This is a genomic window from Microcoleus harperi Pol14_C6 (genome assembly GCF_036701295.1).
GTDB lineage: Bacteria > Cyanobacteriota > Cyanobacteriia > Cyanobacteriales > Microcoleaceae > Microcoleus.
In genome coordinates this window covers 1-12,667 of record NZ_JAUBQN010000047.1, presented here as the reverse complement: position 1 = coordinate 12,667, position 12,667 = coordinate 1, and the positions used below count along the sequence as shown (strand labels likewise).

Below are 12,667 nucleotides of genomic sequence, written 5' to 3'. Positions count from 1 at the left end.
AGCCCATACTTCTTACGAGAAACCTGATTTAAGAGCGTAAAATCTCTCTTTAACTGTTTAACTTTTTAATTTATGCAGAGAGTGTGTGTTCCCAAGAACGAAGCAATCTCAGGACTCAGAACTTCTGCAAAAAACCCCCGCGCTTGCGCTGACAGGGGTTTTAAAGGCCTATTACATATTTTTGCCATTCTTTGTGCATACCGCTCTTAACGTGTTTAGTCACTTCAAAATAAAGACCGCTGTGAGGTTTCCGAGGCGGATAGCGCAGCGGCATTCCCGCTTCTTTCGGCGTGCGGCTGCCTTTATTGACATTGCAGCGCACGCAGGCGGTGACGAGGTTTTCCCAACTGTCGCCTCCTCCGCGCGATCGGGGAATTACATGATCGAGGGTTAAATCGTCCCCCGTATAACTACAGTATTGACAAGAGTGTGCATCCCGGTGCAAGATGTTCCGGCGGGTCAGCGGAATATCCTTATAGGGAACTCGGACATAATGCCGCAGTCGGATCACAGTTGGTAGCGGGAAGTTTGGCGCAATAAATTTCCCGTTGTGTTCTACCTGTTCTGCTTTTCCTTTCAGCAACAAAACTACCGCCCTTCGCCAATTGGTGATGTTAAGGGGTTCGTAGGAGGCGTTCAGCACCAGAACATTGCCCATTGTTGATTATTAAAGAGAATATTTTTTTTGATGTTAACACAGGTTCCACTTTAGGTGGGACGGCATCAGGAACAGCGAGGGGAGCGCAAAAAACGGTGAAAAACCGCACCTTTACCCTATTCCTTCGCGCCTGCGCCCCCTATGGCTGCATCTATTCTCTGCCTTTCGTGTTTGTCAGCGAGCTTTTTTCCCAGAGTTTTGGCTCAGATGAGGCCAGTGTGTGCGATGGCAAAAATTTGCAGAATAAATTTTATTTTTTTCTCTAAATGCCTAATCTTCCCGGCAACAAACAGCTTAACTTTTTAGACTATTAGTAACCTTAAATGAAAAAGCTTATTACTGCTCATGAAATTTCGGCTCTTAAAGTCAGTTTTTAGCGCGTCAATTATTGCCCTTGCTGCTCCGATTTTAGCAAACAGTCCAGCCTTTGCCCAAACCCCTTCATTTTTCTGCGGCGCTGCTGGCGGCCGTCCAGCTACAATTGCTGTCCAACAGGGCAAAAATATTCCCGTTATTTTGTGGCTAGCTGATAACTATTTCAATGAATCAGGAGAAGATGCGATTACTCGGTGTACCAGAGTCTCAGGAATTCTCAACAACTCGCAACCGCAAGGAAGCTGGGATAATATTGTCACAGCAGGTGCATCGTCCACAGGTCAACTAATTATTTGTGCAGCTAATCCTCAAGACGGTTCCTGTAGATTATTATATCAAGTACCCAAAGGTCAAAATCCAGAACAAGCCAGACAAGAACTCTTAAAAAGAGTTACAAATCCTAATGTAAGTGTTTCGCCTGTTAAAGTAAATTGATAGTCATCATTAGGGACATGGCATTGCCGTGTCCTACTTGCAGAGAGTTGAAACTCTTGTAAAATACTTCGGTTGAGTGGTGAAAAAATTGCAGCTTTGCTTGAGCAATTCTTCTAACCCTTCAACCTGCCTCAGCCAGACAGTGCCGTCGCTTCCAGCTACAGCAATTTGCTTTCCGTCTCGACTCCAACTGACACTAACAACATTCTCCTCAAACTCAAATTGAGCAACCTGTCGCCCTGCTAAATTCCACAGCCGTACAGTCTTGTCAATTCCCACTGTAGCAAGCCGTTCTCCGTCGGGACTAAAACTAATGGATTTCGCATCAAAATGCAACGTTTGAAATTCCTTAACTAATCCTTCTTCTGATAGATTCCACAGCCCTACTTTGCCATTCAATGTTACTGTAGCAAAGCGATACTGGTGTTTAGCCGGAGTGAAACTGATCCCAATTGCCTGAATAGGCAGTGTTTTTTTCAGCTTGCCAGACAAATTCCAAAGTCGCACTGTAGATTTGCCATCTAAAGTCGTTAGGAAATCGCCGTTTGGGCTAAAATTTACGCTTCTCACTAAGCCGTTGTGACCTGGGAGTTTCAGGCTAGACGATACTAATTGTGGCAGTTTAGACAAATCCCAAATTGCAGCATAGCTGTCTATCCCTGCCGCCGCTAATAACTTTCCGTCGGGACTAAAACTGATGCTGGTAACAGAGCCTTGAATTCCTTTCAAAGTAGAAATATTTTTACCTGATAAATTCCATATTTTAACAGTGCTGTCCCTTCCGGCGGTCGCTAAAAAATTACCGTTCGGGCTAAAATTTACCATATTAACTGACTGCTGTAAAGCTTTCCATTCAGCAATTTTTTGCCCGGAAAAGTTCCACATTCTAACTCGATCGTCTATTCCTGCGGTTGCTAAAATTTGCCTTTTCGGGCTAAAACTGACGCTGGTAACTGCACCTTTATGCGCTAGCCAATTTATCTTGGTTTGCGGAAGCGATGAGGCTTTTATATCCTGTGTTTCGCTAATTTTGTCAAGGATTATTTGTAAGGCCAACAGCGGTCTCGTTGCCGGATATTGTTCTAGCTTATGCTTGTTTTTAACCAAGGTCTTTAATTTTTTTCCGGAGGCGATCGCTCTAAGTAAAGCTTCTGATAAAGCTTCGCTGTTTTCTGTCTTTTGAGAAACCGCCAACAATAAAGCATCGCTGCCATTTTGTTCGATTTCAATACTTGCTTGTGCTAGTTTAAACCGCTGGTAAGCGAGAGTTGAAAAGCCGATCGCCGCCACTAACGATGCTGCCAGTACCGCAGAACCGATGCCGATCCACTGTTTGGCTTTTTGTTTGGCAGAGTCAGCTTCACTCCAAGCTTTTTCGGCATCGCACACTGCTTTCTTGGTTTCTAGTGTAGCTGAATGCAGCAGTTGATTTTGGTCGCTCAAAATAACTTTCTGGCTGGCAGTCAAAAACTGAAAATCTTCGTTTCTCAAACTTTTTCCTGCAGCCCAAACTAATGCTGACTGCAAATCATCCCCTCGCAACAGTTGCGAATTATCTTCACAGCTAGAATTTAGCCAGAGTTTGATCGCTTCCGAGTAAGGCGATAGTTTTTCTAATTTGTCTTTAATTACTTCTTTGTTAAAGACAGCTTCATAAATAGGATTAGAAATTGTTAATTTTTCCCCGCGCTTAACGATTAATCCGCTTAATCGCAACTCCATTTGTTCGGCACTACCATCGGGGACAGTTTCAGTTTGTTCTAAAATTTGCTGATACAATCCCAGTCTCCTGACAATGCGCTGGTTTTCTTTGAAAAGCCGATCGCGAATTGTGGACAAATGTTCGGGCACATCTTGAGTTTCCCAATTCTCCACGATTTTCAAGCGCACTACTTTCTCCACCCACTCTTTAGAAATGTTAATTTTATCTTTTTCCCCCCCTTGGCAAGGGGGGGCTGGGGGGGGTAAATTCGGGATTAATTCGGCATTTTCCAACAATAGTTTGCACAGCTTTTGAGTCAAAAAAGGCTGCCCGCCCGTCCAATACAAAACCTCTCTCAAAACTTCATGAGGGCTGTCTGTGATCTCTGCCAAACCCGCTGTTAGCGGTTGAGCTTCTGTTTCGTCAAAACCAGTTAATTCGATCGCCTTGCCAATATTAAAAGGGGTATTGCTGGTGGCATTTTGCTCGCGGCACAAATCTGTCGGCGATGCTACGCCTAAGAGGGCCCAAGTTAGGCGATCGAACTCTGAATTGTTGGCGCGCTTGTTGTAGCACGATCGAATTAACGCTAAAAAATCGTCGGCGGGAAAATCTAGGGCGAGAATGCTGTCGATTTCGTCAATAAAAATGACAATATTGCTGGAAATGTTGGGTAGCAATACGGTTTCGATGAATTCGCTCAACCTTTGGACCGGGGTTAAAAAATTGCGATCGCGCCACCAAGTCCGCACGTTGACAATATCCGACAGGTTAAAGTTATTTTCGAGAATGCGTAGCAAACCAGCATACCACTGTTCGGGAGTGACGCCGCGATTGCCAATTTCCGAAATGTCGATCGCAGCACAAGCAATTCCTTCATTTCTCAGCCGCTGAATTGTCCGCACCTGCAAGCTAGATTTGCCCATTTGCCGGGAATTCAAAACATAGCAAAATTCCCCGGCTTTCAATCCGTTATAAAGCTCGTCGTCGGCTTGCCGCTTCACATAATTCGGAGCGTTATTTGTCAAACTCCCACCGACTTGATAGTAACTGGGCTTTGTGGTAAAATTCATACAATAAAAAAGAACCTTCGGCGGTTGAAACCGCTCCTTTCCAGATGAAATTCCCGCAATGCGAGACTAAAGAATCGAGGGGTTATTAGAATTTTATATGATTCATTCTACCACATTTATTTCACTAAATTAATTAAATGTAAGAGATTAATGGCAAAAAAAAATGCTATAGGATCATTATTACTTGTTCCTTGTTCCTTCTTCCTTCTTTTTACAGTATGAAAACTGATTGGACTGGATATCACCAAGACAAAGACTACTTAAGATCGGAAATTTGGTCTTTGCTGAAGCAGCAAGCCGCCTCTATTGGCGATCCGTTCGGTCATATTCCCAACTTTGTCGGTGCACAGGTGGCTGCCGAAAGATTGGCAAATTTACCAATATGGAAACAAGCAAAAACGATTAAGTGCAATCCAGATTCGCCACAAATTCCGGTGCGGATGCGAGCTTTGCAAGATGGAAAACGCCTGTATATGGCAGTACCGCGATTGACAGACGATCGCTGTTTTGTTGAGTTAACTGCTGAGGATTTGCAGCGGCAAAATATATCTATTGCCGAAAGTGCGATCGCCCGCAAAGCACTCACGTGCGGAAAATTGGTAAGTTTTGCAGAAATGGAGCCAATTGATTTAGTAATAGTCGGCTGTGTAGCCGCCGGCCCCAACGGTGGAAGAACCGGGAAAGGTGCAGGATTTGCGGATTTAGAATTGGCTATGTTGAAGGAATTCGGGTTAGTACAAATCGATACGCCAATTGTAACAACAGTGCATCCTTTGCAAATAGTCGCCGATTCGCGTTTACCAATGCAGGCTCACGATTGGGCGCTGAATTGGATAGTTACTGCTGAGGAGGTAATTGAGACTAATACAAGTTATCCGCGTCCAATAGGGTTAAACTGGGATAGTTTACGGCCGGAACAGTTGGAACAAATTCCGATTTTGCGAAAGTTGAGGCAGCAAGATTAGATAAATATTTTGTTTTTTTACATAAAAAGTTAGGAAATTCAAGTACGTCAGCTTTAAAGCTTTGAAAAAGCGCCATAAAACTTCGTCTGACTCACGCGACAAGTTACTGTAGGGTGTAGTTGATTATTTTCTTATTTTACTATTTATTTAACGAACCGCGAAGGCGCGAAGGACGCGAAGCAAACAAGAAGAAAAAGAAGGTAATTTGATATAGCTATGTTCAATGATTTGTGGTTCCTGTCCTGATATATTTACTTTGTGGTGAACACGCGCCACATAATGAAAACAGTAACACCTAGATAACCAAACACGGTTATCCAATCCAGCCAATTATCGGAAGTTATCAAAAAAATATCGTTCATGGGTATCATTCACCTAATTTTTACTTACCGCACTTACGCACAAAATTTTACACGATCGCGCTTAAGTGCGATCGAAAATATTGTCGGTACAGTTCGCACCTCGGCACGCACTCGTTCCCCTGCAATCTCACCAACCCCAAACTGTCTAATTTAAACGCCTGCATCGCCTTTAATTGCACCGGAGAATCCGCCGCCACAATCTCTCTCATCCCCTGCGCCAACTCTGGATATTCTTCCAAATTCCACAACTGCCGGCGCAAATGGTCGCTGTAAATTCCCGCATCTGCGATCGCAGTTTCTTTTAATTCATCGAGTGTCAAACCCGATCGCGAAATGTGATATAATGCAACTCGCACTAAATACGGATGTCCGCCGACAACTGCCATCAATTCCTCAACTTCTGCCTCCGACCAATTCAAGTTGTGCCGCGCTGCTAACTCTTGTACTTGCTGATGGTTGAATTCCGGTAAATCGACGGGCAATCCGACGTTGAAAGGCGATTGATTGATGTTCATCGGGATGTAAACTTCGGTGGAGTGAACTACAATTAATCGCAGTTTTTTCCAGATATCGCGCCGCTTCGATTCTTCGTGCCACGCCCGCAGCAGTCCTAAAAAGTCTTCGGCAATGTCGGGATATTGGAAAACGCGATCGATCTCGTCTAATCCTAAAATTAAAGGACTGTCGATTTGCGGTAAAATGTATTTTTCAAAGTAGTCTTTGCAGTTGACTTTGCTGCCGAAAATTTCGTCCCAATAATCCTCTAATTGATTTGGTAAGTGCAACTCGCGGCCGACGTAAGCACAAAACCACTTTAAGAATTTATCTAAGTTGGCAAATACGCCTTTATCTACTAACTGAAAAGTTAGCGGCACGGTGCAATAGCCTTGACGGGCTCCGTGATGCAAAATTCGGGCCATCAAGGAAGTTTTGCCCATTTGTCTTGGTGCTTTGATTCTAATTAACGCGCTGGGCTGCACAATAGTTTGATAGCAGCGTTCTTCGATGGGCGGGCGTTCTACATAAAATTGAGAAGCGACATCGACTTGTCCTCCCGGTAATTCAGGTTCGGCGGCGGGTAGAGGTATTTCGTCGCTGCTAATTTCTAATAGCTGTTTTTGTGTTAAATCTTCCGTTTCTTCTATGACGGGTGCGGGTTGTTCTGCTAGTAAATTCAGAACCTCTTCGATAATAATTGGAGTGTCGGCGGTGGTTTTCCATTCCCTCTGTTTGATGCGGTACAGATAGCCCCGCAAGTCGTGATTGAGAGGCGCGTTGAGGGGAAAATCTACGCGGATGGGGAGAATTATTGGTTTTCTGTCAGGGCGGGAGTCTTGCAGTTCTTTTGCCTGCTGAACTTGATATGTTAGCAGTTCACTTTGGTTTCCTGTTGGCGGCAAAAGTATCAGCAAATAATCGCATTCTTGGAGGAAGAAATTAATACGATCGAACCAATTATCTCCCAATCTAATGTTATTTTCTGCGGTAAAAACTGTATGACCGATCGCGCTTAAGGCCGTTTCTAACTGTTTTCCCAACTCGCGATCGGGTTCAGCGCTGCGATAACTGACAAATACTTTAACAATTCTGCTGCTGGCTGCATCTTCCGCTGCCGGCGAATTGTCCAGCTCGTCTAAATTTTCCGGTTCCTCAAGTTTAGCCGATCGGTGGTCGCTAGCAGCCAGAGTCATTTCAAAAGCCGCGAACAACTGTCGAATTTTACTCAAATCCGCACCTTCTCTACCCTGCTTAATTTTGCTGACTGTATCGGCACCTACGCCAGATTCAGCCTCGATTTCAGTCAGAGTACCTCTAATGTTATTTCGGTCAGACCATTCTTGGAGCGCCTCGTTAAGTTTCTTTAAGCCAGAGGCAGTGAGAATGCGACCGCGATCGCGTTTTGACTTGAGCACTTCGCTTGCAGTGAAAGGGGAACGAATCTAGAAATTTTAACGCCTTAAGTTCCTATTTTGGACGATTTTAAGGAAGATAATCAGCCAGCCGGAATTTAAGGAATTTTACTTGAAGAGGTTTTTGGGGCGATCGACTCCTCAAACTCTGTCCTGATAACGGCTTCAACAGTTGAATATATTTGAGGAGAAAAAGTTTTTCTTAACTCCCCAATCTCCGCCGCTAATCACCGCTTAACTTTTTAGAGTAGATACACCAAGCAAAAAAGGAGCAGCCAAATGAGCAAAATCTTACATAGACTGGCAATGGCCGCTTTGGGAACCGCCGCCATTTTCACAATTAATACACTTAATAATTTAACAGAAGCATCAGCCGCTGGTAAATTTGACCAACCAGAAATTCATCAAAACACAGTTTTTCCACTTGGCGTACCGGGTCAGTTGCATAAATAGGGGAATTGATTGATTGATTTAATTGAATTAAGGAGAAATTATGAAGTCTACACTGTGTTCGCCACAACCTATAGCTACCAAACCTGACTCCGTTGACGCTGAGGCGATTGATGCCTGCACTGCACTTGCATGGGTGGAATTGGTAGCATTAGATGCTAGCGCTCTCACGGGGGATGATTGGCTGGCTTTGTGCGATGATATAGATAGCGGGGAAATCTACCGCTGCTGGTTTTTGTGGCGCGATCGCGAAGTTAGCGGTAATTGGGAAGCTTACGATCCTTTGAGCGATCGCCGGTTTGTTGCGAAAGGAAAAGTTTTTCTCAAAGCTGCGATTGACTCGCTCGAAGATGCTAGAAATCGAGAAGTCGCCTAACTTTAATTCATCTCAGGCTAATAAAATTTTTGCCTGCAAAACAAGAATTCTGCCAAGAGAATCCACGACTGTGCACGCTTTCGTCCGCCTGGGCGAGACTGGAATAAAAATGGGTAATAGAAGCGGATTTGAGATCTGTCCCGGAAACCGACTATTCTCAAAGAAAATAAAAAAAATTACGGCTGCAGGCAAAAGTTGACTGTATGATGCTATGTGCTTCGTCTCGAAAGCGGTTGATAAGGTTTTTTCAGCCGCTTTCTCGTTGCAGCCGTTAAACTCTTTCTCTTCACACATGACTCCTAAACTGCGATGGCTGTTGCCGGCCGCCCTTAGCCTTTTCTCGATCGCCCTGCCCGCAAAAGCTGATACACTAACATCTTGGCACTTCGATCCCAGGGGAAATCAGCTCAATTTAACCACAGATTCAGGAGTTCAGCCGGAAGTCAAACTAATCGCCAATCCCACCCGCTTAGTAATTGACTTACCGGGAATAGTCTTGGAGTATCCCGAAAGTCCTCAAAGCTACAACTCAGCTATTCAACAAATTAGAGTCGGGCAGTTTGACAGCGGAACTACCAGGTTAGTAATACAATTAACTCCCGGTTATAAGTTAGACCCGCAACAAGTCCGAGTCATTAGAGAATCTGCCACGCGCTGGTCGTTTCAGTTGCCAAATCCCGAGCAAATAGCGGGCAACGAGTCTTTTATACCCACAGCTATTACCCGGATAGAACAAGCAGCAGGTCAAGTTACGCCCACTGTTTCGCCGGAAAATCAGAGAAACTATTCCACTGATTTGGTGATGTCAACCGCCTCGGAAATGACAGCCATCAAGCCTCAAATCGAAAGTGCGATCGAACAGTATAGATCCCTGAGCGCCGGAATGTTTTTTCTGGATTTAGATACAGGAAACTATTTGGATATCAAGGGCGATCGCGTATTTCCGGCCGCGAGTACCATCAAATTACCGATTCTGATAGCCTTTTATCAAGATGTAGACGCAGGCAAAGTTAGCCTAGACGAAACATTAGTTATGAAGTCCGACTTAGTTGCCAGTGGCTCTGGAACTATGCAAGACGAACCAGATGGAACTCGGTTTAGCATCAGAGAAACCGTAGATAAAATGATTACCATCAGCGACAATACAGCCACCAACATGATTATTGAACGTTTGGGGGGAATTGCTAAACTCAACGAGCGTTTTCGCAGTTGGGGATTAACTGATACCAGAATTCGCAATTGGCTCGGCGATTTTCAAGGAACAAATACAACCAGTTCTGTGGATATGGTAAAGCTGCTGGCGATGCTGTCTCGCGATAAATTAGTTTCTGAATCGAGTCGGGAACAAGCTTTAGAATTACTGCGGCGCACCACAACTAGAACGCTGTTACCTTCGGGCTTAGGCGCAGGAGCCGTGATTGCTGACAAAACCGGAGATATCGGTTTTGTGGTTGGCGATGCGGGAATTATTGATATGCCCAACGGCAAGCGTTATTTAGCGGCAATCTTTGTCAAACGTCCTTACAATGACCCGATTGTGAGAGATTTTGTGCGCCGGATTTCGCGAATTGTTTACAATTATTTAGACCAACCTGCGGCGAAAGTACCGGATAATTTGCGTTGATAAGGCAATTCGGCGATTGAAATCGCTAGTAAACAAACAAAGTCCGCCTTCGCGGACTTGAAGAGAAGATTTTTAATTACTAATGACTATTCTTTGCGCTCGACAGCGACAGTCAAATGAGCCGCAACTGCCCCCACTGTAGCAAGTACAGCAGCAATTGGAAAGACTACCGATCCTGCAACTCCGCCCACTAATCCCGCCATCAGCGGAATGTCTGCCAAAGTCCGCCCTTGCGAGTTTTTGATGACGAGGCGGCGGAGTTTTCCTTGCTGAATTAGCTCTTTGACTTTGCCAATTAAACTGTCGGCGCTAATCTTAAATTCTTCCACTCGGACTTTTTCTTCTGTTGCGAATTCTGAAGCGAATAAAGGAGTTTCAACTTTTGGGTTGGCTGAATTTTTGGCTGCTGCTGTTTCGTCTTGTAGAATCGTTACTTGTTGTTCTAGTTGTGAGTTCATTTTGTGTAAGGGCGGGTGAAAACCAGCCGTTTAATTTCTCTACTCTTATCTTCGGCGATCGCACTTGGGAATGACAGGCAAGGAAACCCTACAATCTGCATTCGTACTTTCCACCCCCGCCTTTTTACTCAAAACCTTATTTTTGTCTGGCTAGAGCGAGGCTGGTTTATCTATTCCTAAAGATAGAGAAGATATTGTTGAAACAACCGGTCTCTAGATACAAGTAAGGTACACACTGCTAGCCGCTGTCTTGGTGGCTGCTGTGTTGAATTTTTTGTTAAACTTTGCAGGAGGAGGTGCAGTTAAATATTGCCAATTCTCAATTTCCGGTGTACTTTGCAGCGATTGAACGCTCGCACCTAGCAGGGCAAGGCGATCGCTGACTGAGAGTTTGCAGGCTTTTTCTTTAAGCTGTTGCAAGGACATATAAAAATACTCCAACAAAGGTTGGGATTTGAATTATAGTACATTGGAAAGCACGGGCGATCGAGTCAAGAGAAATCCGACAGCGACAACTTGTGTTTAAGCTGTCAAGCTGAACATCTTCCGATCGAGCATACTCGATCGAGATACTTGTGAGCTATCGCTTTACTTCTGTGTATTGTGGTTGTTTTACGGTAAAATATTGGACGATCGCTACTCGGATGGTGGAGGTACGATTTCAATACCGTACTTGGGAGCAGTAGTAAGAATTTTGTCAAGGTCTTCAGGACTCAATGATGCTCCCAGGGTAATCTCACCATTCACGGCCTTTCCAACTTCGGCAATAAATTTATCAAAGCCAGCAGGAGTGACCCAAATCAGCATTTTAGCGGGTGTAGCGGTGGTATTCGTAAATCGGTGAAGCTGGCCTTTCGGTGAATGAAGAAAGGTTCCAGCAGTCGCTACGAAAGTACGATCGTCAAGCTGGAATTCAATCTCTCCGTCTTGAACATAAAATGATTCATTTTCTCGGTTGTGCCGATGGGTCGGGGTACCGCCACCAGGTGCAACAATTACCTCACAAAGCGCATAGGCTTCCCCTGTTTCTTCACCAACTGCTTTGAAGGTATAGAGGTCTTGACCAAAGTAGTAAGAACGACCTTGACCGGGTTCAATTAAAAGTCCGTTTTGATGAATAGTCATTTGTTAATTGGTAAAGCGAAGTGTTAGCTGGCTGGCGATGGATTTTTGGGGAACCTTCTTCACGAATTCAGAGTTTTCTCAATACGCCGATCTGGGATCAGCCACATTATTGCAACTAAAACATACAGCATGAAAGCCAACCATGAGTTAACAAAGGATAGCAGGATTGCTACGGTATAAATCACCACTGACACCTTACCCTTAAAGTCTCGCCCAAGTGCGATTGCCAGAGTGGAATCTTTACCGTGGTGAGAAATAAGGACACGAGTAAGAATGAAGTAAGCGATCGCAGCCAACAACAGCACTGTGCCATAAAGCGCAACTGGCCAGGCCGCGAAGTGGTTCTCGCCTGTCCAGGCAGTGACAAAGGGAATGAGTGACAACCAGAACAGCAGATGCAAATTAGCCCACAACACATTACCATTGACGTGCCGAGCCGCCTGTAACAAGTGATGGTGGTTGTTCCAGTAGATACCAAGATAAATAAAACTGAGTACATAGCTCAGAAATACTGGAACTAGCGGACGCAGCGCAGCTAAATCTGTTTCATGGGGCACTTTCAATTCCAGCACCATAATGGTGATGAGAATGGCGATTACACCATCGCTGAATGCTTCTAACCTGCCTTTACCCATTTTTGTACATCCTCCTTTTCTGCTTGCGCTGGCGATCGCTCCTAATTCCAAAAATAACTTAGCATAAGGTCGGTTGCAGTGAAGTGTTATACCGATGCGCGATCGCTGGCACTTACCAACAAAGCCAACCATTTTGCTTGCCTAATCTCGGCTGAAAACAGATAACCTTAACGGACTTTTCGCCGATCTGTTTAAGCCGTCGATCGGCACGAATCCTTATCAATACCCGATCGCCCAACGGGTAAAACGGGCAAAGCAATTGTTGAAACTTTCGAGATTGATCGATTATGGACATTGCCGTATTGGTGTGGCTTCAACAGCCACAGCCATTCGCAGCACGCCGTTTCGGCAATTTACAGGCATGACACCGAGAGCCGGCGCGAATTAAACAACCTTGCTTTTCTACAGTACGTAGGATAACGGCATAGTCGATCGTGGCAGATATAGCGTTTACTATAGTCATGAGGTACAGTAACAACAATGAGCAAACCAGTTATGAATATCTTTTTTAGTAACTTG

Annotated in this window: 12 protein-coding genes; 5 read left to right on the top strand and 7 right to left on the bottom strand. The window is 44.6% G+C overall.

Annotated elements, in window-relative coordinates; all coding sequences use genetic code 11:
• Positions 1-160: 160 nt before the first annotated feature.
• The gene (locus QUA27_RS23680) at positions 161-658 is read right to left on the bottom strand and encodes an HNH endonuclease (RefSeq protein WP_190659271.1); all 498 of its coding nucleotides are present in this window, start codon (positions 656-658) and stop codon (positions 161-163) included.
• A 345-nt stretch (positions 659-1,003) separates the two neighbouring features.
• On the opposite strand from QUA27_RS23680, the gene QUA27_RS23675 reads away from it, so the two are divergent.
• Positions 1,004-1,468: a COP23 domain-containing protein gene (locus tag QUA27_RS23675; RefSeq protein WP_333071047.1), complete on the top strand. Its 465-nt coding sequence runs from the start codon at positions 1,004-1,006 to the stop codon at positions 1,466-1,468.
• Between the two features lie 33 nt (positions 1,469-1,501).
• Here the strand turns inward: QUA27_RS23675 and QUA27_RS23670 are convergent, their stop codons facing one another.
• Positions 1,502-4,243, bottom strand: a complete 2,742-nt coding sequence (locus QUA27_RS23670) for an AAA-like domain-containing protein (protein ID WP_333071046.1) — start codon at positions 4,241-4,243, stop codon at positions 1,502-1,504.
• A gap of 218 nt (positions 4,244-4,461) precedes the next feature.
• Between QUA27_RS23670 and QUA27_RS23665 the strand changes: the two genes are divergently transcribed.
• Entirely contained in the window at positions 4,462-5,208 is a 747-nt protein-coding gene (locus tag QUA27_RS23665; protein WP_333071045.1) for a 5-formyltetrahydrofolate cyclo-ligase, read from the top strand.
• A 409-nt stretch (positions 5,209-5,617) separates the two neighbouring features.
• Here the strand turns inward: QUA27_RS23665 and QUA27_RS23660 are convergent, their stop codons facing one another.
• Positions 5,618-7,483, bottom strand: a complete 1,866-nt coding sequence (locus tag QUA27_RS23660; protein ID WP_333071044.1) for an AAA-like domain-containing protein — start codon at positions 7,481-7,483, stop codon at positions 5,618-5,620.
• 276 nt (positions 7,484-7,759) lie between these two features.
• On the opposite strand from QUA27_RS23660, the gene QUA27_RS23655 reads away from it, so the two are divergent.
• The 3 genes from QUA27_RS23655 (at position 7,760) to QUA27_RS23645 (ending at position 9,930) form a co-directional block, all read left to right on the top strand.
• Positions 7,760-7,933 carry a hypothetical protein gene (locus QUA27_RS23655; RefSeq protein ID WP_333071041.1) on the top strand — a complete coding sequence of 58 codons (174 nt, stop codon included), beginning with the start codon at positions 7,760-7,762 and terminating at the stop codon, positions 7,931-7,933.
• 40 nt (positions 7,934-7,973) lie between these two features.
• A complete protein-coding gene (locus QUA27_RS23650; protein WP_333071039.1) occupies positions 7,974-8,306 on the top strand; it encodes a hypothetical protein in 333 nt (110 codons plus the stop codon).
• A gap of 292 nt (positions 8,307-8,598) precedes the next feature.
• Entirely contained in the window at positions 8,599-9,930 is a 1,332-nt protein-coding gene (locus tag QUA27_RS23645; RefSeq protein ID WP_333071038.1) for a serine hydrolase, read from the top strand.
• 86 nt (positions 9,931-10,016) lie between these two features.
• Here the strand turns inward: QUA27_RS23645 and QUA27_RS23640 are convergent, their stop codons facing one another.
• The 4 genes from QUA27_RS23640 to QUA27_RS23625 form a co-directional block, all read right to left on the bottom strand.
• On the bottom strand, positions 10,017-10,388 hold the full coding sequence (locus QUA27_RS23640; RefSeq protein WP_333071037.1) for a DUF4342 domain-containing protein: 372 nt from the start codon (positions 10,386-10,388) through the stop codon (positions 10,017-10,019).
• A gap of 213 nt (positions 10,389-10,601) precedes the next feature.
• Entirely contained in the window at positions 10,602-10,814 is a 213-nt protein-coding gene (locus QUA27_RS23635; protein ID WP_333071035.1) for a hypothetical protein, read from the bottom strand.
• 210 nt (positions 10,815-11,024) lie between these two features.
• Positions 11,025-11,513: a cupin domain-containing protein gene (locus tag QUA27_RS23630; protein WP_333071033.1), complete on the bottom strand. Its 489-nt coding sequence runs from the start codon at positions 11,511-11,513 to the stop codon at positions 11,025-11,027.
• Between the two features lie 59 nt (positions 11,514-11,572).
• A complete protein-coding gene (locus QUA27_RS23625) occupies positions 11,573-12,280 on the bottom strand; it encodes a TMEM175 family protein (RefSeq protein WP_333071032.1) in 708 nt (235 codons plus the stop codon).
• Positions 12,281-12,667: the final 387 nt, after the last annotated feature.